General features: G+C 70.9%; 28 protein-coding genes. 17 read left to right on the forward strand and 11 right to left on the reverse strand.

The annotated features are described in order from the left end of the window. Window positions 1-158: 158 nt before the first annotated feature. From G3576_RS03050 to G3576_RS03065, 4 genes are read left to right on the forward strand one after another with little or no spacing between them, the layout of a single operon-like run. Complete coding sequence (locus tag G3576_RS03050) at window positions 159-1,178, forward strand: sulfate ABC transporter substrate-binding protein (protein WP_164692831.1); 1,020 nt, start codon at window positions 159-161, stop codon at window positions 1,176-1,178. Continuing rightward, on the forward strand, window positions 1,175-1,993 hold the full coding sequence (gene cysT, locus G3576_RS03055) for a sulfate ABC transporter permease subunit CysT (RefSeq protein ID WP_164692832.1): 819 nt from the start codon (window positions 1,175-1,177) through the stop codon (window positions 1,991-1,993). The genes G3576_RS03050 and cysT overlap by 4 nt, the downstream gene beginning before the upstream one ends. A gap of 19 nt (window positions 1,994-2,012) precedes the next feature. Continuing rightward, complete coding sequence (gene cysW, locus G3576_RS03060; protein ID WP_164692833.1) at window positions 2,013-2,843, forward strand: sulfate ABC transporter permease subunit CysW; 831 nt, start codon at window positions 2,013-2,015, stop codon at window positions 2,841-2,843. Next, window positions 2,840-3,868, forward strand: coding sequence for a sulfate/molybdate ABC transporter ATP-binding protein (locus G3576_RS03065; protein WP_164692834.1), 1,029 nt, complete (start codon window positions 2,840-2,842; stop codon window positions 3,866-3,868). Before cysW ends, G3576_RS03065 begins: the two co-directional genes overlap by 4 nt. 4 nt (window positions 3,869-3,872) lie before the next feature. Here G3576_RS03065 and G3576_RS03070 read toward each other — a convergent pair whose 3' ends face one another. Then, window positions 3,873-4,202 carry a hypothetical protein gene (locus tag G3576_RS03070; RefSeq protein WP_164692835.1) on the reverse strand — a complete coding sequence of 110 codons (330 nt, stop codon included), beginning with the start codon at window positions 4,200-4,202 and terminating at the stop codon, window positions 3,873-3,875. 197 nt (window positions 4,203-4,399) lie between these two features. Between G3576_RS03070 and G3576_RS03075 the strand changes: the two genes are divergently transcribed. Genes G3576_RS03075 through G3576_RS03100 form a run of 6 tightly spaced genes read left to right on the forward strand, consistent with a single transcriptional unit; the run spans window position 4,400 to window position 9,644 of the window. Next, entirely contained in the window at window positions 4,400-5,755 is a 1,356-nt protein-coding gene (locus G3576_RS03075) for a CmpA/NrtA family ABC transporter substrate-binding protein (protein ID WP_164692836.1), read from the forward strand. Between the two features lie 4 nt (window positions 5,756-5,759). After that, a complete protein-coding gene (gene ntrB / locus G3576_RS03080; RefSeq protein ID WP_164692837.1) occupies window positions 5,760-6,611 on the forward strand; it encodes a nitrate ABC transporter permease in 852 nt (283 codons plus the stop codon). A 5-nt stretch (window positions 6,612-6,616) separates the two neighbouring features. Further along, a complete protein-coding gene (locus tag G3576_RS03085) occupies window positions 6,617-7,453 on the forward strand; it encodes an ABC transporter ATP-binding protein (RefSeq protein ID WP_164692838.1) in 837 nt (278 codons plus the stop codon). Window positions 7,454-7,466: 13 nt separating this feature from the next. Next, entirely contained in the window at window positions 7,467-7,913 is a 447-nt protein-coding gene (cynS, locus tag G3576_RS03090) for a cyanase (protein ID WP_164692839.1), read from the forward strand. A 58-nt stretch (window positions 7,914-7,971) separates the two neighbouring features. Further along, complete coding sequence (locus G3576_RS03095) at window positions 7,972-8,940, forward strand: hypothetical protein (RefSeq protein WP_164692840.1); 969 nt, start codon at window positions 7,972-7,974, stop codon at window positions 8,938-8,940. A gap of 5 nt (window positions 8,941-8,945) precedes the next feature. Next, window positions 8,946-9,644, forward strand: coding sequence for a hypothetical protein (locus G3576_RS03100; RefSeq protein WP_164692841.1), 699 nt, complete (start codon window positions 8,946-8,948; stop codon window positions 9,642-9,644). On the opposite strand, the gene glpD is transcribed toward G3576_RS03100, so the two are convergent. The 7 genes from glpD to G3576_RS03135 all read right to left on the reverse strand — a co-directional run bounded on the left by glpD (window position 9,645) and on the right by G3576_RS03135 (window position 16,260). After that, a complete protein-coding gene (gene glpD, locus G3576_RS03105) occupies window positions 9,645-11,123 on the reverse strand; it encodes a glycerol-3-phosphate dehydrogenase (RefSeq protein WP_164692842.1) in 1,479 nt (492 codons plus the stop codon). Window positions 11,124-11,128: 5 nt separating this feature from the next. Continuing rightward, window positions 11,129-11,938, reverse strand: a complete 810-nt coding sequence (gene phnE / locus G3576_RS03110) for a phosphonate ABC transporter, permease protein PhnE (RefSeq protein WP_164692843.1) — start codon at window positions 11,936-11,938, stop codon at window positions 11,129-11,131. 8 nt (window positions 11,939-11,946) lie between these two features. Then, on the reverse strand, window positions 11,947-12,732 hold the full coding sequence (gene phnE, locus G3576_RS03115; RefSeq protein ID WP_164692844.1) for a phosphonate ABC transporter, permease protein PhnE: 786 nt from the start codon (window positions 12,730-12,732) through the stop codon (window positions 11,947-11,949). Beyond that, window positions 12,729-13,490, reverse strand: a complete 762-nt coding sequence (gene phnC / locus G3576_RS03120; RefSeq protein ID WP_164692845.1) for a phosphonate ABC transporter ATP-binding protein — start codon at window positions 13,488-13,490, stop codon at window positions 12,729-12,731. Before phnC ends, phnE (G3576_RS03115) begins: the two co-directional genes overlap by 4 nt. Before the next feature lie 2 nt (window positions 13,491-13,492). Next, window positions 13,493-14,566, reverse strand: a complete 1,074-nt coding sequence (gene phnD, locus G3576_RS03125; RefSeq protein ID WP_164692846.1) for a phosphate/phosphite/phosphonate ABC transporter substrate-binding protein — start codon at window positions 14,564-14,566, stop codon at window positions 13,493-13,495. Then, on the reverse strand, window positions 14,563-15,414 hold the full coding sequence (locus G3576_RS03130) for an HAD-IIB family hydrolase (RefSeq protein WP_164692847.1): 852 nt from the start codon (window positions 15,412-15,414) through the stop codon (window positions 14,563-14,565). Before G3576_RS03130 ends, phnD begins: the two co-directional genes overlap by 4 nt. A 63-nt stretch (window positions 15,415-15,477) precedes the next feature. After that, on the reverse strand, window positions 15,478-16,260 hold the full coding sequence (locus G3576_RS03135) for a DeoR/GlpR family DNA-binding transcription regulator (RefSeq protein ID WP_164692848.1): 783 nt from the start codon (window positions 16,258-16,260) through the stop codon (window positions 15,478-15,480). A 77-nt stretch (window positions 16,261-16,337) separates the two neighbouring features. Here G3576_RS03135 and G3576_RS03140 point away from each other — a divergent pair, with 77 nt between their 5' ends. Together G3576_RS03140 and G3576_RS03145 are read left to right on the forward strand one after the other, a co-directional pair. After that, the gene (locus tag G3576_RS03140) at window positions 16,338-17,231 is read left to right on the forward strand and encodes a PfkB family carbohydrate kinase (protein ID WP_164692849.1); all 894 of its coding nucleotides are present in this window, start codon (window positions 16,338-16,340) and stop codon (window positions 17,229-17,231) included. Between the two features lie 105 nt (window positions 17,232-17,336). Next, complete coding sequence (locus G3576_RS03145; RefSeq protein ID WP_164692850.1) at window positions 17,337-18,338, forward strand: sialic acid TRAP transporter substrate-binding protein SiaP; 1,002 nt, start codon at window positions 17,337-17,339, stop codon at window positions 18,336-18,338. A gap of 35 nt (window positions 18,339-18,373) precedes the next feature. Here G3576_RS03145 and G3576_RS03150 read toward each other — a convergent pair whose 3' ends face one another. Further along, window positions 18,374-19,486, reverse strand: coding sequence for a mandelate racemase/muconate lactonizing enzyme family protein (locus G3576_RS03150; RefSeq protein WP_164692851.1), 1,113 nt, complete (start codon window positions 19,484-19,486; stop codon window positions 18,374-18,376). A gap of 67 nt (window positions 19,487-19,553) precedes the next feature. On the opposite strand from G3576_RS03150, the gene G3576_RS03155 reads away from it, so the two are divergent. Further along, window positions 19,554-20,123 (forward strand): TRAP transporter small permease, encoded by a 570-nt coding sequence (locus tag G3576_RS03155; protein ID WP_164692852.1) that lies wholly within the window; start codon window positions 19,554-19,556, stop codon window positions 20,121-20,123. A 10-nt stretch (window positions 20,124-20,133) separates the two neighbouring features. Continuing rightward, window positions 20,134-21,411 carry a TRAP transporter large permease gene (locus G3576_RS03160; protein WP_164692853.1) on the forward strand — a complete coding sequence of 426 codons (1,278 nt, stop codon included), beginning with the start codon at window positions 20,134-20,136 and terminating at the stop codon, window positions 21,409-21,411. A 15-nt stretch (window positions 21,412-21,426) separates the two neighbouring features. Here the strand turns inward: G3576_RS03160 and G3576_RS03165 are convergent, their stop codons facing one another. Continuing rightward, window positions 21,427-22,401 carry a Bug family tripartite tricarboxylate transporter substrate binding protein gene (locus G3576_RS03165; RefSeq protein ID WP_164692854.1) on the reverse strand — a complete coding sequence of 325 codons (975 nt, stop codon included), beginning with the start codon at window positions 22,399-22,401 and terminating at the stop codon, window positions 21,427-21,429. Window positions 22,402-22,544: 143 nt separating this feature from the next. Between G3576_RS03165 and G3576_RS03170 the strand changes: the two genes are divergently transcribed. Genes G3576_RS03170 through G3576_RS03180 form a run of 3 tightly spaced genes read left to right on the forward strand, consistent with a single transcriptional unit; the run spans window position 22,545 to window position 25,397 of the window. After that, window positions 22,545-23,657 (forward strand): NAD(P)/FAD-dependent oxidoreductase, encoded by a 1,113-nt coding sequence (locus tag G3576_RS03170; RefSeq protein WP_164692855.1) that lies wholly within the window; start codon window positions 22,545-22,547, stop codon window positions 23,655-23,657. Next, window positions 23,638-23,937: a (2Fe-2S)-binding protein gene (locus G3576_RS03175; protein WP_164692856.1), complete on the forward strand. Its 300-nt coding sequence runs from the start codon at window positions 23,638-23,640 to the stop codon at window positions 23,935-23,937. The genes G3576_RS03170 and G3576_RS03175 overlap by 20 nt, the downstream gene beginning before the upstream one ends. Next, entirely contained in the window at window positions 23,934-25,397 is a 1,464-nt protein-coding gene (locus G3576_RS03180; RefSeq protein WP_164692857.1) for an FAD-dependent oxidoreductase, read from the forward strand. Before G3576_RS03175 ends, G3576_RS03180 begins: the two co-directional genes overlap by 4 nt. Here G3576_RS03180 and G3576_RS03185 read toward each other — a convergent pair. Then, a complete protein-coding gene (locus tag G3576_RS03185; RefSeq protein ID WP_164692858.1) occupies window positions 25,391-26,974 on the reverse strand; it encodes an MBL fold metallo-hydrolase RNA specificity domain-containing protein in 1,584 nt (527 codons plus the stop codon). The genes G3576_RS03180 and G3576_RS03185 overlap by 7 nt on opposite strands. Window positions 26,975-26,987 lie beyond the last annotated feature (13 nt).

Below are 26,987 nucleotides of genomic sequence, written 5' to 3' on the forward strand. Positions count from 1 at the left end.
GGTGATCCCGGGCCACCCGACCCTGACGGAGGATGCCGTGGCCGTGCCCAGCGACACTCCCTGTCGGCCCTGTTGTCGGCGCGCCGAGACCCCCTCGCGCCTGCCCTGAACCGCGCCCCGCGCGCGGCCCGACGACATCCCTGACGGAGCAACCCCCGATGCCGAAGACCGGCCTCGCGCTGCCTCGCCGCGCCCTGCTGGCGGCTGCGCCCTTCATCGCCACCGGTGCCAGCGCGCAGACGCCACTGACGCTGCTCAACGTCTCCTACGATCCGACGCGCGAACTCTACCGCGACTACAACGCGGTCTTTGCCCGCAACTGGCAGGCGCAGTCCGGCCAGGCGGTGCGCATCAACACCTCCCATGGCGGCTCCGGCCGCCAGGCACGCTCCGTCATCGATGGGCTGGCCGCCGATGTGCTGACGCTGGCCCTGGCCTATGACGTGGACGCCGTGGCGGAGCGCGGCCTGCTGGCGCGGGACTGGATCTCCCGCCTGCCCAGCAACAGCGCGCCCTACACCAGCACCATCATCTTCCTGACGCGCAAGGGGAACCCGAAGGGCATCCAGGATTGGGGAGACCTGCTGAAGCCGGGCGTGTCCATCATCACGCCCAATCCCAAGACATCCGGCGGCGCGCGCTGGAACTACCTGGCCTTCTGGGCCTGGGCGCTGCGCCAGCCCGGCGGCAGCGCCGCCACCGCCGAGGAAGCGACGGCCCGGCTGTTCCGCCAGGTTCCCGTACTGGATACCGGTGCGCGCGGGTCGCTGACCACCTTCGCGCAGCGCGCCCAGGGCGATGTCTTCCTGTCCTGGGAGAACGAGGCCCATCTCGCCCTGCAGGAATTCGGCGCCGACAAGTTCGACATCGTCTATCCCCGCTTCTCCATCCTCGCGGAACCCAACGTCGCGGTGGTGGACCAGGTCGTGGACCGTCGCGGCACGCGCGCGGTGGCGGAGGCCTATCTGCGCGGCCTCTACACCGATGAAGGCCAGGCCATCGCCGCGAAGCATTTCTACCGCCCGCGCAACGCCGCCGTGCTGGCGGCCAATGCGTCCCGCTTCCCGGCGATCGACCTCGTCACCATCGACGATGTCTTCGGCGGCTGGACGGAGGCGCAGCGCACCCATTTCAACGATGGCGGCGTCTTCGACCGGATCTACCGGCCGGGACGATGACGGTCAGGGCCATCCCCGGCTTCGGCCTCTCGATCGGCATCGCACTGCTCTGGGTCTCGCTGATCGTGCTGGTGCCGCTGCTGGCGCTGGCGGTGAAGCCCTGGGAGATGGGGCTGGCGGGCGTGCTGCGCTCGCTCTCGGAGGAGCGGGTGCTGGCCTCGCTGGCGCTGAGCTTCGGCACGGCGGCGCTGGCGGGGCTGGCCAGCCTGCCGGTCGGGCTGCTGCTGGCCTATGCCATCGTGCGGCTGCGCTTCCCGGGGCGGCGCATCCTGGACGGCATGGTGGACCTGCCCTTCGCCCTGCCGACGGCGGTGGCGGGCATCGCGTTGACGGCGCTCTTCGCCCCCAATGGCTGGCTCGGCGCGCCGCTGGCCGCAGCCTTCGGCTGGAAAATCGCCTTCACGCCGGCGGGCATCGTGGTCGCGCTGGTCTTCGTCGCGTTGCCCTTCATCGTGCGAACGGTGGAGCCCGTGCTGCGGGACCTTGGCCGGGATGCGGAGGAAGCGGCGGCGACGCTCGGCGCCACGCGGCCGCAGGCGCTGGCGCGGGTGGTGCTGCCGGCGCTGGCGCCCGCGCTGGTCTCGGGCTTCGGCCTCGGCTTCGCGCGCGCGGTCGGGGAATATGGCAGCGTGATCTTCATCGCCGGCAACATGCCGATGGTGAGCGAGATCGCGCCGCTGCTGATCGTCATCCGGCTGGAGCAGTTCGACTATGCCGGCGCGGCCGCGGTCGGGCTGGCCATGCTGGTGCTGTCCTTCGCCGTCCTGCTGGCGCTGTCCGTGCTGCAGCGCCTGCTGCGGCGGGGTCGCGCATGAGCGCGCGGATTTATAACGCATGAGCGCGCCTTTCCGTAGCGCGGCGGAGGATGCGCCCTGGGCGCGGGCGCTGCTCGCGCTGGCCGCCATCACCATCGGCGTGGTGATCCTGGCCCTGCCGCTGGCCGCCGTCTTCACCGAGGCGCTGCGCCGCGGCTGGGGCGTATTGTGGGCGGCGCTGGCGGAGGAAGATACGCTGGCCGCCATCCGCCTCACGCTGATCGTCGCCGCCATCACCGTGCCGATCAACACCATCGGCGGCCTCGCGGCCTGCTGGGCCATCGCCAAGCATGACTTCCCGGGCAAGCGCCTGCTGGTGGTGCTGGTGGAGTTGCCCTTCAGCGTCTCGCCGGTCATCTCCGGCCTCGTCTTCGTGCTGATCTTCGGCGCGCAGGGATGGCTCGGCCCCTGGCTGCAGGCGCGGGACGTGCAGATCATCTTCGCCCTGCCCGGCCTGGTGCTGGCGACCATCTTCGTCACCTTCCCCTTCGTCGCCCGCACCGTGCTGCCGCTGATGCAGGAACAGGGGCGGGAGGAGGAGGAGGCCGCGGCGACACTCGGCGCTTCCGGCTGGCAGATCTTCCGCCGCGTCACGCTGCCCAACATCCGCTGGGCGCTGCTGTCCGGCATCCTGCTCTGCAACGCGCGCGCCATGGGCGAATTCGGCGCCGTCTCGGTCGTTTCAGGCCATGTCAGGGGAATGACCAACACGATGCCGCTGCATGTCGAGATCCTCTACAACGAATACCAGTTCGCCGGCGCCTTCGCGGTGGCTGCCCTGCTGGCGCTGCTCGGCCTGGTGACGCTGGCCGCGAAGACGCTGCTCGAACGCCGGGGACGCCACGCGTGACGGTGGAAGCCAGCGGGATCACCCGGCGCTTCGGCGATGCCGCGGCGCTGGACGGCGTGGACCTGACCGTGCGGGAGGGGGAACTGGTCGCGCTCCTCGGCCCCTCCGGCTCCGGCAAGACCACGCTGCTGCGCGTGATCGCGGGGCTGGAGGGCATGGATGCCGGCACGCTCCGCATCGCGGGCCAGGACATGGCGGGCGTCCCGGCGCGGGAGCGGGGGATCGGCGTGGTGTTCCAGCACTACGCGCTGTTCCGCCACATGAAGGTCGCGGACAACATCGCCTTCGGCCTCGATGTCCGGCCTCGCGCCACGCGGCCCGACCGGGCGGAGATGACGCGGCGCGTGGCGGCGCTGCTCGCCCTCGTGCAGATTCCCGACCTTGCGCGGCGCTATCCGGACCAGCTTTCGGGTGGCCAGCGGCAGCGCGTGGCGCTTGCCCGGGCGCTGGCGATCGAGCCGCGGCTGCTGCTGCTGGACGAACCCTTCGGCGCGCTGGATGCGCTGGTGCGGCGCGACGTGCGGCGCTGGGTACGCGGGCTGCAGGAACGCCTCGCCATCACCACCATCCTGGTGACGCATGACCAGGAGGAGGCGATGGAAATGGCGGACCGCGTCGCGGTGATGGAACGCGGGCGCATCGTGCAGTTCGACACGCCATCCGCCCTGCTGGACCAGCCCGCGACCCCCTTCGTCGCCGGCTTCATCGGCGATGCCGCGCGGCTGCCCTGCCGCGTCGAAGGCGGGATCGCGCGCTTCGATCCGCTGCCCGTCGCGCCGCTGCCCGCGGCGGTGCCCGATGGCCCCGCCACCGCCTTCCTGCGTCCATCGGAGTTGCTGGCGGAGCCCGGCAGCGGCGCCACCGTCAGGCTGCTGCGACCGCAGGGTGGCGGGGACGCGCACCTCGTGGTGGAGGCCGGTGGCCTCGTGCTGGATGCCCGCGCCGCGCCCGGCTCGACCCTGGCGCGCGGCGATGCCTGCCACCTGGTGCCGCGCGGCGGGCGCGTCTTTCCGACGGCAGGCTGAGGCGTCAGGACACCGGCGGCCCGCAACGCCGCCAGACCGGCTCGATGGGGCCGTTCGCGGCCTGCACGCGCACCGCATTCTCCCCCATCAGCCGCAGATCGACGCGGCCGCCGGCGCCGGGCTCCCCGGCGGGCGCGGTGTAGCTGAAGCCGTGGCGGTCATAGTCGCCCGACATCCGCGCGCCCCCGGGCGAGAGCAGGTTCGGCCCCTGGATGGTCAGGCGCAGCCCGCCCTCGCTGCACCAATGCCCATCGATGGCATCCGCACGCGCCCCGCCCGGCGCCAGCGCGACGCCGCCGATCAGGGCGAGAAGGGGAAGGGTGATACGGGCCATGGCCGTGCCTCCTGCAGCGCGGGAAGGCTAGCGCCGCGACGCGGCCGGATGCCAGCGCGATGCTGCATGCGTCGCAACCGGGACTGCCTGTTTTCTGGGCGAAGCCGTTCCGCGACCAGGCGCGGCGGCCCGAATCCCGCGATGCGCGCGTGCGGCACGGCGGTTGCAACCGCGCCGGAGACCCAGGGAGCCTCCCCATGCGCCGCCTGACCGCCAATCCGCTCGACCCCAAGACGCGCCTTGCCCGCTGCGGCTGCGGCCAGCATGGCAGCGCGATGGAATGCGCCGGCGACGCGCCCTCCGCCGAGCAGGCGATGGCGGAGGTCGCGGAGGGCGCGGTGCTGCGCGCCACCTTCCGCAATGGCCCGACCCGCCGCGCGCTGGTGGAGCGCTTCGGCGCGGCGACGGTGCTGGCGGCCCTCGCCTCCGTCTTCCCGCTGGATGCCGCCAGGGAAGCGCTGGCCCAGCCCGCCGGCGCGCCGGAGAAGCGGGACCTCAAGGTCGGCTTCATCCCGATCACCTGCGCCACGCCCATCATCATGGCGCATCCCATGGGCTTCTATCAGCGCCATGGCTTGAACGTGGAGGTCATCCGCGCCGCGGGCTGGGCCGTGATCCGCGACCGCGCCATCGCCCGCGAATTCGATGCCGCGCATATGCTGAGCCCGATGCCGCTCGCCATGTCGCTCGGCGTCGGCGTCGCGCAGCCGATCCCCTTCGCGGTCGCCGCGATCGAGAACGTCAACGGCCAGGCCATCACGCTGGCGACCAAGCATCGGGAGAAGCGGAACCCCCGCGACTGGCGCGGCTTCCGCTTCGCCGTGCCCTTCGACTTCTCCATGCACAACTACCTGCTGCGCCACTACCTCGCGGAGAACGGGATTGATCCCGATCGCGACGTGCAGATCCGCGCCGTGCCGCCGCCCGAGATGGTCGCCAATCTCCGCGCCGACAACATCGATGGCTTCCTCGGCCCCGATCCCTTCAACCAGCGCGCCGTCTTCGATGGCGTGGGCTTCATTCATCTGCTGACGAAGGAGCTGTGGGACGGCCATCCCTGCTGCGCCTTCGCCGTGCCGCGTTCCATGATCACGGAAACGCCGAACACCTTCGCCGCCCTGATGCGCGCGATCGTGGAAGCCACAGCCTATTCCGCCAAGCCCGAGAACCGGCGGGAAGTCGCGACGGCGATCAGCGGCGCCAACTACCTGAACCAGCCGGAGACGGTGGTGAACCAGGTGCTGACCGGCACCTATGCGGACGGGCTCGGCCAGGTGCGCCGGGTGCCGGACCGCATCGGCTTCGACCCCTTCCCCTGGCATTCCATGGCGATCTGGATGCTGACGCAGATGCGCCGCTGGGGGCAGCTGCGGCAGGAGGTCGACTACGCGCAGGTCGCGAACCAGGTCTTCCTGGCCCTCGATGCCGGCAAGGCGATGCGCGAACTGGGCCTGCCGGTGCCCGGCAGCCCGATGCGCACCGAGACGATCATGGGCCGACCCTTCGACCCCGCGAACCCCGCTGCCTGGACCGAGCGCGCGATCCGCGCCTGACCCCATGCAGCACCAGGTACCGTTCTGGCGTGCGGCGGCACTCTCGCTGCTGATCCTCGCCGTCTTCCTCGGCGGGTGGGAGGCCGCGATCCGCGCCGCCGCCACGGCCTCCGGCCAGGCCGTCGATCCGGAATACGCGGCGCTGATGGGCCAGGCCGCGGCGACGGGCGGGCAGAGCGCGATGCCGGCGCCGAGCGACATCGCGAAGCGGCTGTTCGAGCTGCTGCGCGACCCCTTCTACGTCCGCGGCACCAACGACCAGGGCATCGGCGTGCAGATCGCCTATTCCCTGCTGCGCGTCGGCGCCGGCTTCGGGCTGGCCGCGATCATCGCCATTCCGCTCGGCTTCGCCATCGGCATGTCGCCGCTGCTGAATGCGGCACTCAATCCCTTCATCCAGGTGCTGCGGCCGGTCTCGCCGCTCGCCTGGATGCCGCTCGCCCTCTATTCCATCAAGGACAGCTCGATCAGCTCCGTCTTCGTCATCTTCATCTGCTCGATCTGGCCGATGCTGCTGAACACCGCCTTCGGGGTCGCGAGCGTGCGCCGTGAATGGCTGAATGTGGGCCGCACGCTGGAAGCGGGGCCGTGGCGGACGGCGACCCGCATCATCCTGCCGGCCGCCGCGCCCACCATCGTGACGGGCATGCGCATCTCCATCGGCATCGCCTGGCTGGTGATCGTGGCGGCGGAGATGCTCGTGGGCGGCACGGGCATCGGCTACTGGGTCTGGAACCAGTGGAACAACCTCTCCATCGCCGACATCGTCATCGCCATCCTGATGATCGGGCTGGTGGGGCTGGCGCTGGACCGGCTGCTCGGGCTGCTCGCCCGCGCCGTGGCGTGGTCGGAATGAGCGCCATGGATCGCCCTGACGTCCAGGTGGAAGGCATCGCGCGCCGCTTCGGCGCGACGGCGGTGTTCGAGGATGTCTGGTTCAGCGTCGGCCGCGGCGAGTTCGTCTGCCTGGTCGGGCATTCCGGCTGCGGCAAGACGACCATCCTGAACATCCTGGCCGGGCTCGACGCGCCGGATGATGGCGCGGTGATCGTGGGGGGGCGCGAGATCACCGGCCCCTCGCTGGATCGCGCGGTGATCTTCCAGTCCCACGCGCTGATGCCCTGGATGACGGCGGCGCAGAACGTCGCCTTCGCGCTGTCCTGCCGCAACCCGCACTGGAACCGCCGGATGTGCGAGGATGCGGCGCGGGAGGCGCTGGCGCGCGTCGGCCTGGCGCATGCGGCGGACCGCAAGCCGGCGCAGCTTTCGGGCGGCATGAAGCAGCGCGTCGGCATCGCCCGGGCACTCGCGATCCAGCCCCGCATCCTGCTGATGGACGAGCCGTTCAGCGCGCTCGATGCGCTGACGCGCGGCGCGCTGCAGGAGGAGGTGTCGAGGCTGGTGACGGAGGCCGGCCAGACCGGCTTCATGATCACCCACGACGTGGATGAGGCGATCCTGCTGGCCGACCGCATCCTGCTGATGTCGAACGGCCCCGGCGCGCGCATCGCGGAGGTGGTGGTGAACACCCTGCCCCGCCCGCGCACCCGCGCCGGCCTGCACCACATGCCCGGCTACCACGCGCTGCGGGACCATGTGCTCGACTTCCTGATCACCCGGTCGCGCGACTTCGAGGCGACCAACCCGCCCGCCGGATGGTCCGCGCGGGCCGTGCCCGAACTGCGACCCGCCGCCTGAAAGGAACACGTCCGTGAACGACGCCAAGACCGAGCTCGGCAAGAAGATCCTCAAGATCAAGAAGGCGAAGGGCCTGAAATGGGCCGACATCGCCAACCGCATCGCCATGTCGCCCGTCTGGACCTGCGCGCTCTGCATGGGGCAGATGAGTGCCGAGCCGCACCACGCGGCGGGGATCGCCGACATCCTCGACCTCGATGAGGAGGACGCCGCGACGCTCTGCGAGATCCCCTATCGCGGCGCCCAGCCCATGCCGCCGACCGACCCGCTGATCTACCGCTTCTACGAGCTGGTGCTGGTCTATGGCACGAGCTGGAAGGAGATGATCCATGAGGAGTTCGGCGACGGCATCATGTCCGCCATCGACTACGACATGGTCCTGGAACGCCAGCCCGACCAGAAGGGCGACCGTGTGAAGATCACGATGACGGGCAAGTTCCTCAGCTACAAGCGCTACTGATCGCCAGCCCGGCGCGCGCCGGTTGCGCGCGCCGGGACGCCGGCGGCATGCTGGCCCCATGCCCTTCGCCGCCCGCCGCATCGGCCTGCTGATCCGCCCGCACATGGATGCCCGCATGGGCGCCAATGTGCAGGGGCCGTCGCTCATCCGCGTGCCGGACTGGCTGCCGGACCCGCTCGGCCGCTACTACCTCTATTTCGCAGACCACAAGGGCCGCTACATCCGTCTCGCCGTCGCCGACGCCATCGAGGGCCCGTGGCGGATGCACGAGCCTGGCAGCCTGACCCTGGAAGACAGCCTGTTCCCGACCGTGGCACCGGCGGAGGAGCCCGGCACCACGCCCGATCGCCTGGCCGGCACGGCGCCGCCCGGCACGCCGGGGGTGGAGGATCCCGACACGGATGGCCGCCAGCCCCACATCGCGAGTCCGGACGTGCATGTCGACCACGCGAACCGGCGCATCGTGATGTACTACCATGGCCTCGAAGGCTGGCGGACGCAGCGGACGCGCGCCGCGACCTCCCCGGACGGGCTGCGCTTCTCGGCGCTGCCGGAACTGCTCGGCCCTTCCTATTTCCGCGTCTTCGCCCATGGCGGCGCGACCTATGCGCTGGCCATGCCGGGCCTCATCCTCCGCTCCGCCGATGGGATGCGCGGCTTCGAGCGGGGTCCGCGCCTGTTCCTGGATGGCCTTCAGCGCCACACCGCCGTGCTGGTCCGCGGTGACACGCTGCATGTCTTCTGGACGCGGGTGACGGACGCGCCGGAACGCATCCTGCACTCGACCGTGTCGCTTGCCGGCGACTGGCGCGGCTGGGTCGCGGAAGGGGAGGCCGAGGTGCTGCGCCCCGAGACCGACTACGAGGGCGGCCACCTGCCGCTGGAGGGGAGTTGGCGTGGCGCCGTCCATGTGCCGGTCCGGCAACTCCGCGACCCCTGCGTGTTCGAGGAGGATGGCCGGCTCTTCCTCCTCTACGCCGTACAGGGCGAGTCCGGCATCGCCCTGGCGGAACTGGAGGAGCGATAGACGCCATGGATTACGCGAGCTTCCTGCGCAGCCAGTGGCAGGATCTGGTGGATGCCTGGCTCGGCCTGGATGACCGGCTGGGCCTCAACACCGCCTGGATCGCCCTGCCGGACATGAGCTGGGTGCATAAGCTGGCCGAACCCGGCTTCCCCGGCGGCGCGGGCCGCTGGTCCCCCCTGCCCGGCACGCCGCCGACCGAGGCGCTGATGCGCCACGATTCGAGGTCTCGAGCGCAGCTCTGGGTGAAGCCGGAAGACAAGGCGGAGGGTGATGGCCGCTATGCCGCCTATTGGGCGGCCTTCGTGAAGCAGTTGGGCCATGGCGCGCCGGCCTCCGAAGTGAACGGCCAGAAGCTGGCCGTCGATCACCTCTTCCCGGAAACGGCGGCGGCGCGGCGGGGCTGGCTGCTGGTTCGGACCATGCCGGTCGATCGCCGGTCCAACAGCCTGCTCGGCAGCACGACGGAGAAGGTGGATGCGAACCGCGGCGGCGTGCACCGCCCCCGCAAGGCGACGGCGCTGACCATCGCCAAGGTCACGGGCTTCCAGGGCAGCTTCGCCCGGCGGCACGACCCGAAGGGCATCGCCACCGCGCTTCTCGCGCATCTCCGCGCCTGCGGGCTGCGCGTGCCGGACAACATCCTGCTTCCGGATGACGAGGAGGGCGGGATGATCGCGGGGCTGATCGGCTTCTATCGCCGCTGATCAGCCGCCCATCGACACCGCGACGGCATCGCGCTCCGTCGCCGTCATGTGCAGGCCGAGGCGGGAGCGGCGCCAGAGCACATCCTCGGCCGTCCGCGCCCATTCCTCCCGCACAAGCCAGTCGATCTCCCGCTGCGTCAGGCCGGCGCCGTAGTCGCGGCCCAGCGCCTGCCAGCCCTGCGCATCGCCCAGCAGGTCCGGCACCTCCGACCCGTAGGCGCGCAGCAGCCGCGCGCGGGTGTCGGCGGGCAGCCAGGGATAGCGCTGCGCGAGGTCGGCCTCCATCGAAGCGAGGTCACGTACGCCGAAATCGCCGCCGGGCAGCGGCGCCGTATCGGTCCAGGACTTCGCGTCGCGGCCGAGGGCGTGGGTGACCTTCTCGACCGCCTCCTCCGCCAGTCGGCGATAGGTGGTGATCTTGCCGCCATAGATGGACAGCAGCGGCGCCGCTTCCGTGTCCAGCTTCAGCACATAGTCGCGCGTGACGGCGGAGGGGTTGTCCGCGCCATCATCGTAGAGCGGCCGCACGCCGGCATAGGACCAGACGATGTCGGCGGGCGTGACGGGCTTGCGGAACTGCCGCGTGACGGCGGCGCAGAGGTATTCGGCCTCCTCCGCCGTGCAATGCGCCGTCGAGGCATCACCCTCATGCGGCACATCCGTCGTGCCGATCAGGGAGAAACGGCCCTGGTAGGGGATGACGAAGACCACGCGCCGGTCGTCATTCTGCAGGATATAGGCCTGCGGGCCGTCATAGAGCGCGGGGACCACGATGTGGCTGCCGCGGATCAGCCGCACGCTGCCGGCGGGCCGGGCATGCGCCGCATTCTGGGCGGACAGCACCCAGGGGCCGGCGGCGTTCACCATGGCTCGCGCCCGCACGGCGGTGTCGCTGCCATCGGCGCCGCGCAGCCGCGCCGTCCATCCTTCCGCATCGCGCTCCGCGCCGGTGAAAGCGGTGCGGACACGGATATCGGCGCCGCGCCGCGCCGCGTCCTTGGCGTTCAGGACGACGAGACGGCTGTCCTCCACCCAGCAATCGGAATAGGCGAAGCCGGCGGCGATGCTCTCCGACAGCGGCGCGCCATAGGCGTGGCGTCGGAAATCCAGGCTCTCGGCCGGCGGCAGGCTGACGCGCCGCGCCAGGTGATCGTACAGGAACAGCCCCGTGCGGATCATCCAGCGCGGCCGCATCTCCGGCCGGTGCGGCAGCACGAAGCGCATGGGCCAGACGATATGCGGCGCGATCTTCAGCATCACCTCGCGCTCCGCCAGCGCCTCCCGCACCAGGCGGAACTCGTAATGCTCGAGATAGCGGAGCCCGCCATGGATGAGCTTGGAGGAGTTGGAGGAGGTGGCGCCCGCGAGGTCGCCACGCTCCACCAGGCAGACGGACAGCCCGCGCCCCACGGCATCCCGCGCGATGCCGACGCCGTTGATGCCGCCGCCGATGACGAGAAGGTCGAAGGGTTCAGCCATGGGTGTCAGATCAGCCTTGACCGGATGCGCGTGACGACGATTTCCGCCACCACCACCACCGCGAGGATCGCCAGCAGCACCGTCGCAACGCGGTCCCACTGGAAGAAGTTGATGGCATCGTCGAGCACGACGCCGATGCCGCCGGCGCCGACCAGGCCGAGCACCGCGGATTCACGCACGTTGATGTCCCAGCGGAACAGCGCGATGCCCCAGAAGGCCGGCTGCACCTGCGGCCAGACGCCCTTGAGCATGAGGCTGCCCCAGGGCGCGCCGGCCGCCGTCAGCGCCTCCAGCGGGCCTGGCGCCGTCTCCTCCAGCGCCTCCGCCAGCAGCTTGCCGACGAAGCCGATGCTGCGGAAGGCGATGGCGAAGGTGCCGGCCGCCGGCCCGGGGCCGAAGACGGCGACGAAGATCAGCGCCCAGACCAGCGAATTGACGGAACGGGAGGAGACCAGGATCAGCTGCGCCGTCACGTTCAGCACGGGAATGCGGCAGATGTTCCGCGCCGCCAGCAGCGCGATCGGCACCGCCAGGAACAGCGACAGGATGGTGCCCAGTGTGGCGATATGCAGCGTCTCGATCAGCGCGGCATGGACATCCGGATAGTAGTGCGCGGCATCGGGCGGCCACATGCGCACCAGCAGATCCGCCATCTGTTCCGGCGCATCGGCCAGGAATTCCGGGATGATGTCGATGCTGCGCACCGCCCAGACGGTGGCTGCGACGACGGCGAGCCAGACCAGCCAGCGGCCGATCGCCTCGGCCGGCGTCAGGTAGGTCCATTCCCGCATCAGGGGCTTCATGCCAGGGGCCATGGTATTGTTCATCGCAGCGCCGCCCGGATACGGCCGGAGACGAGCTCCGCCACGAAGATCAATGCGATGATGGACAGCAGGATGGCGCAGACGAAATCGTAGTCGAAGCGCTTGAAGGCGGCGAAGAGCGTGCCGCCGATGCCGCCCGCGCCGACGATGCCGACCAGGGTGGAATTCCGCAAATTGCTGTCCAGCTGGTAGAGCGAGAAGCCGATGAAGCGCGACGCCACCTGCGGCAGAACGCCATAGAGCAGCACGGCGCCGGGGCCGGCGCCGGTCGCGCGGATCGCCTCCACCTGCTTCATGCTGATCTCCTCCACCGCCTCCGCGAACAGCTTCGCGACGAAGCCCATGGAGGCGACCGTCAGCGCGGCCACGCCCGCCAGCGCGCCGAAGCCGATCGCCTTCACGAAGAGGATCGCGACGATGACGTAGTGCAGGCTGCGGCACACCGCGATGACGCCGCGGATCGGCGCCGACAGCCACCAGGGCGCCAGGTTGCGCGCCGCCATCAGGCCGAGCGGGAGCGAGATGATGATGCCGAGCACCGTCGCAAGCACGGCGATCTGCAGGCTCTCGATCATGCCTTCCAGCAGCAATTCCCAGCGCGCGAAATTGGGCGGCACCATGCGCGCCAGGAAGCGGCCGGCCTCCCCGAAGCCGACCGAGAGGCGGGCCCAGGAGATGTCGAGTTGCCCGATGGCGTAGAGGCTGTAGAGCGCGACGGCGATGAGGCCGAGCCGCGCCGTCCAGTTCGGCTTGAAGGCGTCCCGCGCCGCGATCGTCGCGCTCACAGCCAATCCTCGCCGCCATAGATCTGGCGCAGATGGTGCGGCTGCAGGTCTTCCGGCGGGCCGTCGAACACCACGCGGCCGCCTTCCATGCCGACGATCCGCTGCGCGAAGCGCTTCGCGAGCTCGACGTTATGGATGTTGATGACGACCGGGACGTTCGCGGCCTGGGTGAGGCGCGCGAGCAGTTCCATGATCTCCACCGCCGTCTTCGGGTCGAGCGAGCTGGTCGGCTCATCCGCCAGCAGCAGCGCCGGGCGCTGCATCAGCGCGCGCGCGATGCCGACGCGCTGGCGCTGGCCACCGGAGAGCGCATCCGCGCGCCGCGTCGCGTGGTCCGGCAGGCCGACGGCGTCCAGCAATTCGAAGGCGAGCGCGATGTCCTCGGCCGGATACTTGCGTAGCCAGGCGCGCCAGAGCGGCACATAGCCGAGGCGCCCGGACAGCACGTTCTCCATCACCGTCAGGCGTTCGACCAGGTTGTATTCCTGGAACACCATGCCGATGCGGCGCCGCGCCAGGCGAAGCTGCCCGCCGCGGATGCCGGTGAGCTTCTCGCCATCCAGCGTGATCTCGCCCTGCGTCGGCTCCACCAGCCGGTTGATGCAGCGGATCAGCGTGGACTTGCCGGTGCCGGAGGGGCCGATGATGGCCGTGATCCCCTCCGGCGCCAGGTCGAGGTCGATGCCGCGCAGCACGGGCTTGCCGGGCACGTATTCCTTGACGAGGCCCTTGATGACCAACCCTTGCCGCGCGGACATGGTTACTGCACCCGCGGCGCGGCCGGCGCCTGCTGCTGCTGCTGGCGCTGCTGGTTGCGGCGCTGCTCGGCCTCCAGCTCACGCCGGCTTTCGGCATCGAAGGCGGCGCGGTTGTAGGGCGCGTTCACGGCATCGGCCACGGCGCGCACCGGGGCCCATTGCTCGGCATAGGTCGCGGGCCAGAAGCGGTCATTGCCGCCGAGGTCGCGGCGCATCGCCTCCGGGAAGCGATAGTCGTAGAAGCACTGGCGGATGCGCTGCGCGAGTTCGGGGCGCAGGTCATGCGACAGCGCGAAGCTGCTGGTGGGGAACGGGTCGCTTTCCCAGATCACCCGGAAATTCTCCCGCCGCACCTGGCCGCGCGCGATCATGCGGTTGTAGACGTCGGACGCCACCGGCGCGGCATCGTAGTCGCCGGCATTCACGCCCATCACGCTGCGGTCATGGCCGCCGGAATAGACGACGCGATAGTCGGTGTCCGGCGTCAGGCCGAGGCCCGGGAAGAAGGCGCGGGGCGCCAGGTTGCCCGAGTTGGACGTGGCCGAGGTGTGCGCGACGCGGCGCCCCTTCAGGTCCGCCAGCGTCTGGAAGGGGCTGTCGGCGCGGACGATCATGGCGACGCGATAGCTCTCGAAGGCTTCCGGCCCGCCCTTGATGGCGAAGGGCACGGCGCCGGCCAGATTCACCGCGAAGGCGGTGGGGCCCGTCGAGAAACCCGCGATGTGCAGGCGACCGGAGCGCATCGCCTCCACCTGCGCCGCGTTCGACGTGACCTGGAAGTAGACGGTGCGCTTGCCCGTGCAGGTGGTGAGGTAGTCCAGCAGCGGCCGGAACTGGCTGGCATAGAGCGCGGGATCCTCGACCGGCGTATAGGCGAAGACCAGCGTGGAGGGGTCGCGCAGGCGCGACGCCTCGCGCGGCACATCGGCCACCATGTCGCGGTTCTCGTCGCAATAGGCCTCGTCGAGGGAGCCGCGGAAGCCGCAGGCGGCGCCCTGCGCATCGGCCTGCTGCGACCAGGACATGCTGGCCATCAGCGCGACGGCGAAGCCCGTGGCGGGGGCGAGTTTCCTCATGGGTGCTGCTTCCTCTCCGGGTTGTTGCGGGCCGCGATCACGGCCTCGGTGAACTCGACGAAGCCCGCGCCACCATGGCGGCGGGCGATGTAGGCGGGCGGCGTGGCCATGCCCGGCAGGAAGGGGGCCACATTGGCGACCCCTACGGAAAGCGGGATCCGGCCGAACATGGGCGCATCGTTCGGGCTGTCGCCCAGGAAGGCAACCCGGTCGAGGACCTCATCCAGCGGTTCCCACAGCGTCGCGAAGAGGTTCTCGACCCCCGCCCGCTTGTCCCATTCGCCCATCCAGGCATTCACGTGGATGGAGGAGACCTTCGCGGCAGCGCCGCCGGCATGGAAGATCGCGGCGATGCGCTCCGCGGCGCCGGCTTCGAGCGGACCCACATCCTCGGCGAAATCGACGGCGACGTCGAACAGCCGGAAGGCCTGGTCGGCGGCGATGGCGCTGCCCGGCACTTCCGTCAGCGCCTGCGCGGCCAGGGCATCAAGGGTGGCGCGGCGGGCGAGGCGGTCTGGTTCGGTCTGGGCCTGCCAGCGGCGCATGCGACGCCCGGCATGGTCCAGCGAATACCAGAGCGCGCCATTCTCCCCCACCACGGCGGCCACGGGCCAGAAGCGCGCGATCATGTCGCACCAGCCGGCGGGACGGCCGGTGACGGGCACCACGGCGATGCCGGCATCCCGCAGCCGCTCCAGCGCCGTGTACGCCGCCGCCTCCAGCCGTCCTTCGGTCGTGATGGTGTCGTCGATATCGGCCAGCACCCAGCGCAGCCCGGCGAGCGCGGCCGGGGCGGCTTCGGAGAGCGGGGCGGGGTGCGGCACGGCGGACAGGGCGGGCGTTTCCATGACGTCTGGATGATTGTGGCAGGTACGACGTTCAGTGTGGACGGTCAAATAGAATTTCCGGGATCACCGCCCCGCGACCGTCACCGCCACCCCGGCCTCCGCCAGCGCGCGGGCCAGGGCGCCGTCGGGCGCGCGATCGGTGACCAGGTCGGTCAATTCCGCCATGGGGCAGATGCGTTCCAGCACCTCCCGCCCGAATTTTTCCGAATCCGCCAGCAGGATGCGGCGCGTGGCGCGGGCCAGCATGGCGCGCTTCACCCAGGCGGCGCGGCTGTTGGCGTCGCACGGCCCCTCCGCCGTCAGACCTGTTGCCCCAACCAGGGCGACGTCGGCGTTGAACCGGGCCAGGAAGGCGCCGGTCTCCGGCCCATAGACGCCTTGCTCGGCGGCGCTGACATCGCCGGGGCAGAGGATCACGCGGGCATGGTCCGCCAGATCCTGCGCGGCGCGCAGGCTGTTGGTCAGCACGGTCACCGCGATGCCGCGCGCCGCCAGCGCCCGCGCGGCATGGCCGGTGGTGCTGCCGGCATCGAGCATCACCACCGCCCCCGGCGCCAGCAGCGCGGCCGCCGCGGCGCCGATCCTGGCGCGCTCCGCCACCGCCATCGTCTCCCGCGACGACAATTCGGGCTGCAGGCCCGCATGCACCACGCTGGCCCCGCCATAGGTGCGGCGGACGGCGCCCTGGCTGGTCAACTCCTCGATGTCCCGCCGCACCGTCTCCGCGGAGACGCCGAATTGCAGCGCGAGCGCGGATATGCGCACCGTGGGGTCGGTGGCGAGGGCGGCGAGGATGCTGCGATGGCGCTCCGCCTTGGACGGCGCGCCGGAGGTGCGGCGGGGCATATGTGGAAGGTGCCACACCTTGCCATCGGCCGCCAACCATCTTCCGGGGCGGCAGGGCCGGTGCCATCGTCCGCGCCATGACCGCCCCCCGCATCGCCTGCATCGGCATGGCCGCGCTCGACCGCACCTACCGGATGCCGCGGCTGCCGCCGGCGCCGGGCAAGTACGTCGCGGCGGGGTATGAGGATGTCGGCGGCGGCATGGCGGCGACCGCTTCCGTCGCCGTGGCGCGGCTCGGCGGCGATGCGCTCTGGATCGGGCGCACCGGCGACGACCCCGCCGGCGAATGGCTGCGCGCGGGGCTGGCCGCGCGGGGCGTGCGGCACCTGCCGGAGCTGGTGGCGCCAGGCGGCATCACCCCCAATTCCGCCGTGCTGGTGGACCCGGAGGGCGAGCGCATCCTGGCCGTCTTCCCCGGCGCGGGCCTGGTGGAGGTGCCGCGCTTCACGCTGGAGGGTGTTGGCGCCGTCATGGCCGATCCCCGCTGGCCCGATGGCGCGGCGCATGCCTTCACGCAGGCGAACGCCATGGGCATCCCCCGCGTGCTGGACGGCGAAGTTGCGGCCGGGGAGGCGCTGCACCGCCTGGCGCCAATGGCGGACCACATCCTGTTCTCGGAGCGCGGCCTGAAGGAATTCACCGGCATCGACGATGCAGCGCAAGGCCTCGCCACCGTCGCCGCGCGCTTCGATGCGGTGCTCGCCGTCACGCTGGGCGCAGCGGGCAGCCTGTGGTGGCGCGACGGCGCCGCGCATCCCCTCCCCGCCCCGCGCGTGCAGGCGGTGGACACGACGGGCTGCGGCGATGTCTTCCACGGCGCCTATGCGCTGGCGATCGCCGAGGGGGCGCCGGTGGAGCACGCCGCGCGCTTCGCCACCGCCGCCGCCGCGCTGAAGGCGGCCGCCGGCAGCGGCTGGGATGCGGCGCCGCGGCGCGCGCCGGTGCAGGCGCTGCTCGATACCGGCTGGTAGTCACCCCGCCATCGCACGGCGGGCTTGCGGCGCAGGCCCGATCCTCTCCATCCTCACCCCGGAATGACGCGCCGGGCCCAACCGGCGCCTGTGGGAGGTTGCGGAATGTCCATCATCACAAGCCGTCGGCTGCTGCTTGGCACGGCCATGGCCGCGCCCGCGCTGCTCGGCCGTGCGGCCCAGGCGCAGACGCGGCTGCGCTGGGCGCATGTCTATGAGACCAACGAGGCCTATCACACCCAGGCGCTCTGGGCCGCGCAACAGATCCAGCAACGCACGCAGAACCGCTGGGCGATCGAGGTCTTCCCGGCCTCCGCGCTGGGCAACGAACCGACGATCAACCAGGGCCTGGCGCTTGGCACCGTGGACATGATCTACACCGGCGTCGCCTTCGCCGGTGCCACCTACCGCCCCATCGCGATCACCAACGCCCCCTATGTGCTGCGCGACTTCGAGCACTTCATGGGTTATCGCGAAAGCGACCTGCTGCGGGACATGATGGCGGGCTACAGCCGCCAGACCAACCACCAGGCGCTGGCGCTGACCTATTACGGCGAGCGCCATGTCACGGCGAACCGGTCCGTGCTGCGGCCCGAGGATATGCGTGGCATGAAGCTGCGCGTGCCGCAGGCGCCGCTCTTCCTGATGTTCACGCGCAGCGTCGGCGCCAATGCCACGCCGATCGCCTTCGCGGAGGTCTATCTGGCGCTCCAGCAGGGCACGGTGGACGGGCAGGAGAACCCGCTGCCGACCATCCAGGCGAAGAAGTTCTACGAGGTGCAGAGCCACATCTCGCTGACCGCGCACATCACGGAAAGCCTGCTGACCATCGTCTCCGGCAATACCTGGCGGCGGCTGAACGATGCCGACAAGGGCGTGTTCACGGAGGTGCTGCGCGAAGCCTCGACGCGCGCGACGCACGAGATTCGCCAGGCGGAGCTCGCTCTGCCGGAGTGGTTCACGGCGCAGGGCAAGACCGTGCAGCGCCCGGACCGCGCCGCCTTCCGCGCCGTGGCGCAGCCCCTGCACAATGACAGCGCCGCGGGCGCGGGCTGGACGCGGGAGCATTACGACCGCCTCCAGGCCATCGCATCCCGCGCGGGCTGATGAAGGGCGCCGGGCCCCACGGCCCGGCACCCGCCTCAGCGGAGCACGATCGGCGTGAAGGATTGCCGCCGCGCGATCTCCGCCTCGTCCCACTCGATGCCATTGCCCGGCGCCTCCGGCGGCGTGGCGAAGCCATCCTTCACCACCACGCGGCTCGCCGCGATGTCATCGAGTTGCGGAATGTGTTCCAGCCACGCGCCGTTCGGCACCGCGCAGACCAGCGGCAGGTGAAGCTCCATCAGGAAATGCGGGCAGACCGGCACGTTGAAGGTCTCCGCGAGATGCGCGGTCTTCAGCCAGGGCGTGATCCCGCCGATGCGCGCGACATCCACCTGCACGATGGAACAGCCGCCGCGCGCCAGGTAGTCCCGGAACTGCGCGGGGTGATAGAGGCTCTCGCCGACCGCCACGGGAATGCGCGTCGCGGCGGAGAGCCGCACATGGCCTTCCACATCCTCCGCCGGCAGCGGCTCCTCATACCAGGCGAGGTCGAGGCCCGCGGCTTCGAAGGCGCCGGCGCGACGGATCGCCTCGGCCACCGTGAAGCCTTGGTTGGCGTCGGTCATGATCTGGAAGCGGTCGCCCACCACGCGCCGCACGGCGGAGAGCCGCGCGATATCCTCCTGCACCGTGGCGCGGCCGACCTTGATCTTGGTGCCGGCGAAGCCGTTCGCGAGCGCCGCTTCGGCATCCGCCACGATCTCCGCCTCGCTCATATGCAGCCAGCCGCCTTCCGTGGTGTAGACGGGGATGCGCGGCTTCGCGCCACCGGCCAGCCTGTGCAGCGGCAGGCCCGTCTTCTTCCCGCGCAGATCCCAGAGCGCCGTGTCGATGGCGGCGAGCGACAGCGCCACCAGCGGGCCGACGCTCAGCGCATGCGTCTTCATGAAGAGGTCATGCCAGATCGCATCGATGCAGTCGGCATCACGCCCCAGCAGCATCGGCCCCAGATGGTCGCGCAGCAGCGCGATGATGGAGGAGCCGCCCTGGCCGATCGTGTAGCTGTAGCCGATGCCCGTCGCGCCATCGCTGTCGGTGATCCGCATCATCGGCGTTTCCTGCGTCGCGAAGGACTGGATCGCGTCGCTCCGCGCCACCTTGGGGGGCAGGTCCACCTGCAGGATTTCCAATCGTTCGATCCTGGACATGTTGTCATTCCCTCCGTTCCTGCCTGCGATGATACGATCGAACCACGTCATGGGGAGCCCTGAAAGCGTGAAGGACAAGAGCACCGATGACGAGGATCTCTTCGTCGCCCTCACGCAGGAAGTCGCCGATGCGCCGGAGGAGAAGGCGGATCTGGCGCCGGAGGACTGGCTCTCCGTCCTGCTCTTCTGGGCGCTGGCCGGCGTGGTGTTCCTGCAGTTCTTCAGCCGCTACATCCTGAACGACAGCATCGCCTGGACGGAGGAGATCGCGCGCTACATGCTGATGGTGCTGACCTTCACCGGCAGCGCCATGGCGGCGCGCCGCGGCACGCATATCGCGGTGGAGTTCATCCCCACCATGCTGCGGCCGTCATCCCGCCGCTGGATGTTCCTGGCGGCCAACCTCTTCGCCACGGGCTTCTATGCCATCCTCTGCTGGCTCTGCTGGCAGGTGGCGGAGGCGATGCAGTTCCAGCCCATGGTCGTGGTCGATTGGCCGCTCTCCTGGGTCTACATGGCGATCCTTGCCGGCCTGGTGCTGACGACGCTGCGCGCCCTGCAGGCCGCCATCCTGCGCTTCCGGCGCGGGGAGCCGGAACGCGTGGAAGACCCCTCCCTCGGCGGCGTGCATCTGTGAGGGCGGCGCGATGACCTGGATCCTCTTCGCGGGCTTCCTCGGCCTGATGATGCTGGGCGTGCCCGTCGCGGTCGCGCTCGGCGCCGGTTCGCTGATCTATGTGTGGTTCGACCAGTCGGTGCCGCCGCTGGTGGTGCTGCACCGCATGGCGAGTGGCGTGGACAGCTTCCCGCTGCTCGCCATCCCCTTCTTCGTGATGTCCGGCAGCCTGATGAACTCAGCGGGGATCACGGAGCGCATCTACAGCTTCGCCACCGCCCTGGTCGGCTGGCTGAAGGGCGGGCTCGGCCATGTGAACGTGGTCGGCTCCGTGATCTTCGCGGGCATGTCGGGCACGGCGGTCGCCGATGCCGGCGGGCTCGGCAATATCGAGATCAAGGCGATGAAGGAGCATGGCTATCCCCTGCCCTTCGCCGTCGGCCTCACGGGCGCCTCCGCCACCATCGGGCCGATCATCCCGCCCTCCCTGCCCATGGTGATCTATGGCGTCTCGGCCAATGCCTCGGTCGGGCAGCTCTTCGCCGCGGGGCTGATCCCGGGGCTGCTGATGGCGCTCACGCTCATGGCCTCCGTCGCCTGGGTCGCGCATGTCCGCGGCTTCGACCGGGATGCGGCGTTCCGATGGGCGCGGCTCGGCCATACCGCCAAGCGCGCCTTCCTGCCGATGATGACGCCGGTGCTGCTGGTCGGCGGCATGACGAGCGGCGCCTTCACGCCCACGGAAGCCGCCATCGCCGCCACCTTCTACGCGCTGATCCTCGGCATGGTGGTGTATCGCACGCTCACCTTCCGCGGGCTGATGCGCGTGACCATGGAGACGATCGAGACGACGGCGGTGGTGCTGCTGATCGTGGCCGGCGCCTCCATCTTCGGCTGGCTCATCACCACGACGCGGGTGACGGAGGAGGTGGCCGGCGCGGTGCTGTCCATCACCGACAACCCCATCCTGGTCCTGCTGCTGGTGAACATCCTGCTGCTGGTGGTGGGCTGCTTCCTGGAGACGATCGCCGCCATCACCATCCTGGTGCCGGTGCTGCTGCCGCTGATGATCGCGATCGGCGTCGACCCCGTGCATTTCGGCATCATCATGGTGCTGAACCTGATGATCGGGCTGCTGACGCCGCCGGTCGGCATGGTGCTCTACATCCTGGCGCGCGTGTCGGGCCTGACCTTCGAGCAGACCACCAAGGCCTGCGCGCCCTTCCTCATCCCGCTCTTCATCTGCCTGGCGCTGGTCACCTTCTGGCCCGGCATGGTGCTGTGGCTGCCGACACTCATCTATCGGTGACGGCAGCCCGACCGCTCAGTCCACCGTGATGCCCATGCTGGGGATCAGGCGCGCCCAGCGCTCCCGCTCCGTCCGCAGCATGGTCGCCGCCTGCTCCGCCGTGCCGCCCGCGGGTTCCGCGCCCAGGCTGCGCATCCAGGCCACGGCATCGGGGGTGCGGATGGCGCGGTTCAGCTCCGCATTCAGCCGCGCCACCACTGCGGGCGGCATCCCCTTGGGCCCCACCACCACCTGCCAGGAGGATACCGTGAGCTCCGGCAGGCCAAGTTCCGCCAGGGTCGGCACCTCCGGCAGGGCGGCGCTGCGTTGCGCGGTGGTGACGGCGATGGCGCGCACCCGTCCCTCCCGCGCCAGCGGGATGGTGGTCGTGACGTTGTCCACGAAGAGCTTGATCTCGCCGCCCATGATCGCCGTCAGCGCCGCCGCCGATCCGCGATAGGTGATGTGCTGCAGGTTGAGGCCGAGCGCGCGCGACAGCAGCGCGCCGGTCAGGTGGTTGGAACTGCCAGGCCCGACCGAGGCATAGGGCTCCTCCGGCCGCCGCTTCAGCCACTCCACGAAGGCCGGCCAGGCCTGGGGCACGTCCATCCCGCCCACGATGACGTTGGGCTGGTCCCACACATGGATCAGCGGCGTGAAATCCTCCGCCGCGTTGTAGGGCAGGCGGCCGGGCGTCAGCGCCGGATTCACCGCCAGCGGGCCCATGGGCGACAGCGACATGGTCAGCCCATCCGGCTGCGCCTTGGCGGCCGCATCCAGCGCCAGCTGCGCGCCGGCGCCAGGGCGGTTCTCCACCACCACGGGCTGGCCCAGCGCCTGGGTCAGGCTGTCCGCCAGCTTGCGGGCCAGCAGGTCCGCCGCGCCGCCGGGCGGGAATCCGACCAGCAGGCGCAGCGGCCGCCCCGGCTGCCAGTTCGCCTGCGCGCCGGCCTGGCCGGCCATGGCCACCGCCGGCAGCAGCCCGGCCATCGCGCGTCGCGTGATCCTCATGATCCTGTCTCCCGCCTTCCTGTGGGATACAGGCTACACACAGGATCGAACCGCCGTGAAGGCGCGGCTTGCGGGCCGGGGGTTCCTGGCCGCCTCGCGCCACCCCGCCTATGCTGCCGCCCGGATTGCGAGGGGGATCGCGGATGGAGGCCGATGTCACCGTCATCGGCGGCGGGCTGGTGGGCTCCTGCATGGCCTATGGGCTCGCGCGGCTCGGCGCCCGCGTGCTGGTGCTGGATGAGGGCGACGTCGCGCGACGCGCCTCCCGCGCTAATTTCGCGCTGGTCTGGGTGCAGTCCAAGGGCATGGGCATGCCGCAGTATTCGGCTTGGTCCTACGCCTCCTCCGAAGGCTGGGCGGGCTTCGCGGCGGACATCCGCGACGAGACCGGGATCGACGTGGTGCACCAGCGCCCCGGCGGCTTCGCGCTCTGCCTCTCCGATGACGAGATGGAAGCGCGCAGGCGCTACATCGAACGCCTCCAGGCCCAGCCCGGCGCGCCGGCGATCCCCTATGAGGTGCTGGACCACGCTGGCACGAAGCGGATGCTGCCGGATATCGGGCCCGATGTGGTGGGCGCGATCTATTCGCCGGCCGATGGGCATGTGAATTCCCTCAAGCTCTTCCGCGCGCTGCATGTGGCGAACCAGCGGCGCGGCGTCACCTATCGCCCCGAGAGCGTCGTCGATTCGATCGAGGCGCGCGATGGCGGCTTCCGCATCACCGGGGCTTGGGGGGAGGCGCGCAGCGCGCGCGTCGTGCTGGCCGCCGGGCTCGGCAATGCCAGGCTGGCGCCTATGGTCGGCCTCGATGCGCCGGTCATTCCCTCCAAGGGCCAGGTGCTGGTGACGGAGAAGGTGGCGCCCTTCCTCCACTACCCCATGGGCACCGTGCGCCAGACGGATGAGGGCGGCGTGATGATGGGCGACAGCCAGGAGGATGCGGGTTTCGACACTGTCGTGACCAACCCCGTCATTTCCGTGATGGCGGAGCGCGCCATGCGCATGTTCCCGCTGCTGCGGGACCTGAATGTCGTGCGCACCTGGTCGGCATCCCGCGTCATGTCGCCGGACGGCTTCCCGATCTACGCGCAGTCGCGCACCGCGCCCGGCGCCTTTGTCGTCACCTGTCATTCCGGCGTCACCCTGGCGGCCGCGCATGCGCTGGTGCTGGCGCCGCAGGTCCAGGCCGGCGCGCTGGCCGATGAGCTTTCCTGTTTCAGCGGCACGAGGTTCCATGTTCCGCAGGCTGCCTGACTCCCCCGCGGAGACGCTCCGCTTCACCTTCGATGGCGCAGCGCTGACGGCGCGGCGCGGCGATACGGTGGCCTCCGCGCTGCTCGCCAATGGCATTGCCTCCTGCCGCACCACGCCGGCCAAGGGCACGCCGCGCGGGCCCTACTGCCTCATGGGCGTCTGCTTCGAATGCCTGGTCACCATCGACGGCACCGGCAACCGCCAGGGCTGCCTGGTGGCGCTGGAGGAGGGCATGCGCGTGGAAACCCAGGCCGGCGCGCGCCGGGCGGTCGCGCCATGAAGCGCATCACCGAGGCCGCGCAGCTGGAGGCGCGCTACGACCTCGTCATCATCGGCGCCGGCCCCGCGGGGCAATCCGCCGCCATCGCCGCCGCGGGCCTCGGCATCGCGACGCTGGTGGTGGATGAGAACCTGGCCCCCGGCGGGCAGATCCATCGCGGCATCACGACGACGCCGGTCACGGACCGCGCCGTGCTGGGCGCCGACTACTGGCGCGGCCTGCCGATCGCGCAGCGCTTCCTGGCCAGCGCCGTGGACTATGCCGCCGGCGCCAAGCTGTTCAGCCTGCTGCCCGCCGGCGACGAGCCCGGCCGCCATGCGGAGATCGAGCTTGGCGTCTCCATCGCCGGCCAGGCGCGGCCGGTCTTCGCGGGCCAGGTGATCGTCGCGACGGGCGCGATGGAACGCCCCTTCCCCATCCCGGGCTGGACGCTGCCGGGCGTGCTGACGGCGGGGGCGGCGCAGATCGCGCTGAAGGCGCATGGGTTGGTGCCGCAGGGCCGCGTGGTGCTGGCCGGCACGGGGCCGCTGCTGCTGCTGGTGGCGGCGCAACTGCGCGCGGCGGGCGCCACCATCACGGCGGTGCTGGACACGACGCCCGCCGCGAACCGCGCCGGCGCCGCGCGGCATGTGATCGACTTCCTGCGATCGCCCTATCTCGGGAAAGGCCTGTCGCTGCTCGCCAAGGCGCGCGGCGGACCGAGGCGGATCGCGGGCGTCACCGGACTGCGTGCCGAGGGCGAGGACCGCCTGCGTGCCGTCACCTTCACCGCCGGCGGCGCCGCGCAGCGCATCGAGGCCGATGTGCTGCTGCTGCACCAGGGCGTGGTGCCCAACACCGTCATCTCCAACGCCATCGGCTGCGCGCATCGCTGGGACGACAGGCAGCTCTGCTGGGTGCCGATTCGCGACGAATGGCTGTTGAGCAGCGTCGAGGGCGTCGCCATTGCCGGCGATGGCGGCGGCATCGCCGGCGCGGAATGCGCGGCCGAATCCGGCACGCTCGCCGCGATCGGCGCCGCCCATCGCCTCGGCCGCATCGACGCGGCAGAGCGTGACCGCCGCGCCGCGCCCGTGCGGGCAGCGCTGGAGAGGCTCGGCCGCGGCCGCGGCTTCCTCGACGCGCTCTACCGCCCCGCCGCGGCGGACCGCGTCCCGGCCGAGGACAGCACCATCGTCTGCCGCTGCGAGGAAATCACGGCGGGACAGCTGCGGGAGGCCGTGGCCGGCGGCGCCACCGGCCCGAACCAGCTCAAGGCCTTCCTGCGCTGCGGCATGGGCCCGTGCCAGGGACGGCTGTGCAACCTGACGGTGACGGAGATCGTGGCGCAGGCGCGCGGCATCACGCCCGAACAGGCCGGCACCTATCGCCTGCGCCCGCCCTTCAAGCCGGTGACGGTGGCGGAGATCGCCTCCCTCCCCCAGACCAACGCGGCGGTGAAGGCGGTGGTGCGCTACTGAAGCGCCTGGCGCAGCCGCTCCAGCAGCGCGCTGCGCGATGCCTCGTCGGGCGCGCGCTCGATCGCATCCTCGATGCCCAGCAGCAGGGCGGCGCGCGCATTGTGCCAGTCGGGGCGGCCGACCGCCGCGGCATCGCCCCGCCGTCCGGGCGCGGCGATCGCCACCGGCGCGGCGCCGGGCGCGAGGGTGTAGGACTGGTCCAGCACGGGCCGCAGGATGCGGTCGGCCGGCACGATGCCCCTGCCCTCCACGCGCTTCGCCAGGCCCTCGATCGCCTCCTCCTCCCCATGCACCAGGAAGACGCCGCCGGAGACGGGCCCGCGCGCCGCGATCCAGCGGCCGAGTTCCGGCCCATCCGCATGCCCGGAATAGCCCTGCATCATCGCGATGCGCGCCGCCACGCCGAAGGTCTCGCCCTGGATGCGCACGCGGCGCGCGCCATCCTGCAGCAGCCGCCCCAGCGTGCCGGTCGCCTGATAGCCGACCAGCGTGACCAGCGCATTGGCCTCGTGCAGGTGCTGCTTCAGGTGGTGGCGGATGCGCCCGGCCTCGCACATGCCGCTCCCTGCCAGCACGATCCCGAAGCCCTGCGCGCGGGCGAGTTCGCGGCTTTCATTGGCATCCTGCACATGCCGGACCAGCGGCGAGGCCAGGGCATCCCGCATCGCCGCCCCTTCCGGCATCGCGGCTGCGTGGCGCGTGAAGATGCGCGTGGCGCGGCTGGCGAGCGGGCTGTCGATATGGATCAGCGCGCGCGGCGCGAGCCCTTCCTGCATCAGCCGCACCAGGTCGAAGACGACCTCCTGCGCGCGCTCCACGGCGAAGCTCGGGATCAGCATCGTGCCCTGCCGCTCCGCCGCCCAGCGCACGAGCTTCGCGAGTTCCGCGCGGCGCGCTTCCGGCGTCACGACCGGGCGATCCTCATCGCCATAGGTGCTTTCGCAGATCACATGGTCCAGGCCGGCCGGACCCTCCGGGCCGGACTGCAGGCCGCCGATATCCGGGCCGATGTCGCCGGAGACGAGCATGCGCAGCGCGGGCGGGCCCGCCACCTCGATCTCGATGGAGGCGGCGCCCAGCATGTGCCCGGCGGGCCACCAGCGCGCGCGGATGCCCTTCCCCGGCGTCAGCCAGGCGCCGGGCTCGATCGGGCTGAAGGCGCCCATGGCGCGTTCCGCATCGGCGGCGGTGTAGATCGGCGCCAGCACGCCGTCCCGGCCGCGACGGCGGTTGCGGCGGTTCAGCTGCTCCACCTCCGTCTCCTGGATATGGCCGCTGTCGGGCAGCATGACGGAACAGAGGTCGGTGGTGGCGGGCGTCGCGTGGATGCGGCCGCGGAAGCCCTGCTTCACCAGCTTCGGCAGCAGGCCCGAATGGTCGATATGCGCATGGGTCAGCAGCACGAAGTCGATGCCGCGCGGGTCGAAGGGAAAGGGCTCGTGGTTCAGCGCCTTCAGCGTCTTCGGCCCCTGGAACATGCCGCAATCCACCAGGAAGCGCGTGGCGCCCGTGTCGAACAGCAGGCAGGACCCGGTGACGGTGCGCGCGGCGCCGCAGAAGGTCAGCGTGACGGCCATTCCATCCTCCGCG

Origin of the sequence: Falsiroseomonas algicola (genome assembly GCF_011040385.1) — a bacterium.
Lineage (GTDB): Bacteria > Pseudomonadota > Alphaproteobacteria > Acetobacterales > Acetobacteraceae > Falsiroseomonas > Falsiroseomonas algicola.

What these genes read in the sequence shown, in the direction of transcription:
- phnE (WP_164692843.1), bottom strand. Translation starts at nt 11,938, where the DNA reads ATGGCCCCTGGCATGAAGCCCCTGATGCGGGAATGGACCTACCTGACG.
- phnC (WP_164692845.1), bottom strand. Translation starts at nt 13,490, where the DNA reads ATGTCCGCGCGGCAAGGGTTGGTCATCAAGGGCCTCGTCAAGGAATAC.
- ntrB (WP_164692837.1), top strand. Translation starts at nt 5,760, where the DNA reads ATGCAGCACCAGGTACCGTTCTGGCGTGCGGCGGCACTCTCGCTGCTG.
- phnD (WP_164692846.1), bottom strand. Translation starts at nt 14,566, where the DNA reads ATGAGGAAACTCGCCCCCGCCACGGGCTTCGCCGTCGCGCTGATGGCC.
- G3576_RS03150 (WP_164692851.1), bottom strand. Translation starts at nt 19,486, where the DNA reads ATGTCCAGGATCGAACGATTGGAAATCCTGCAGGTGGACCTGCCCCCC.
- G3576_RS03185 (WP_164692858.1), bottom strand. Translation starts at nt 26,974, where the DNA reads ATGGCCGTCACGCTGACCTTCTGCGGCGCCGCGCGCACCGTCACCGGG.
- G3576_RS03050 (WP_164692831.1), top strand. Translation starts at nt 159, where the DNA reads ATGCCGAAGACCGGCCTCGCGCTGCCTCGCCGCGCCCTGCTGGCGGCT.
- G3576_RS03160 (WP_164692853.1), top strand. Translation starts at nt 20,134, where the DNA reads ATGACCTGGATCCTCTTCGCGGGCTTCCTCGGCCTGATGATGCTGGGC.
- G3576_RS03085 (WP_164692838.1), top strand. Translation starts at nt 6,617, where the DNA reads ATGGATCGCCCTGACGTCCAGGTGGAAGGCATCGCGCGCCGCTTCGGC.
- G3576_RS03095 (WP_164692840.1), top strand. Translation starts at nt 7,972, where the DNA reads ATGCCCTTCGCCGCCCGCCGCATCGGCCTGCTGATCCGCCCGCACATG.
- G3576_RS03135 (WP_164692848.1), bottom strand. Translation starts at nt 16,260, where the DNA reads ATGCCCCGCCGCACCTCCGGCGCGCCGTCCAAGGCGGAGCGCCATCGC.
- glpD (WP_164692842.1), bottom strand. Translation starts at nt 11,123, where the DNA reads ATGGCTGAACCCTTCGACCTTCTCGTCATCGGCGGCGGCATCAACGGC.
- G3576_RS03165 (WP_164692854.1), bottom strand. Translation starts at nt 22,401, where the DNA reads ATGAGGATCACGCGACGCGCGATGGCCGGGCTGCTGCCGGCGGTGGCC.
- G3576_RS03180 (WP_164692857.1), top strand. Translation starts at nt 23,934, where the DNA reads ATGAAGCGCATCACCGAGGCCGCGCAGCTGGAGGCGCGCTACGACCTC.
- G3576_RS03175 (WP_164692856.1), top strand. Translation starts at nt 23,638, where the DNA reads ATGTTCCGCAGGCTGCCTGACTCCCCCGCGGAGACGCTCCGCTTCACC.
- G3576_RS03100 (WP_164692841.1), top strand. Translation starts at nt 8,946, where the DNA reads ATGGATTACGCGAGCTTCCTGCGCAGCCAGTGGCAGGATCTGGTGGAT.
- G3576_RS03170 (WP_164692855.1), top strand. Translation starts at nt 22,545, where the DNA reads ATGGAGGCCGATGTCACCGTCATCGGCGGCGGGCTGGTGGGCTCCTGC.
- G3576_RS03140 (WP_164692849.1), top strand. Translation starts at nt 16,338, where the DNA reads ATGACCGCCCCCCGCATCGCCTGCATCGGCATGGCCGCGCTCGACCGC.
- G3576_RS03130 (WP_164692847.1), bottom strand. Translation starts at nt 15,414, where the DNA reads ATGGAAACGCCCGCCCTGTCCGCCGTGCCGCACCCCGCCCCGCTCTCC.
- G3576_RS03075 (WP_164692836.1), top strand. Translation starts at nt 4,400, where the DNA reads ATGCGCCGCCTGACCGCCAATCCGCTCGACCCCAAGACGCGCCTTGCC.
- G3576_RS03070 (WP_164692835.1), bottom strand. Translation starts at nt 4,202, where the DNA reads ATGGCCCGTATCACCCTTCCCCTTCTCGCCCTGATCGGCGGCGTCGCG.
- cysT (WP_164692832.1), top strand. Translation starts at nt 1,175, where the DNA reads ATGACGGTCAGGGCCATCCCCGGCTTCGGCCTCTCGATCGGCATCGCA.
- G3576_RS03145 (WP_164692850.1), top strand. Translation starts at nt 17,337, where the DNA reads ATGTCCATCATCACAAGCCGTCGGCTGCTGCTTGGCACGGCCATGGCC.
- cysW (WP_164692833.1), top strand. Translation starts at nt 2,013, where the DNA reads ATGAGCGCGCCTTTCCGTAGCGCGGCGGAGGATGCGCCCTGGGCGCGG.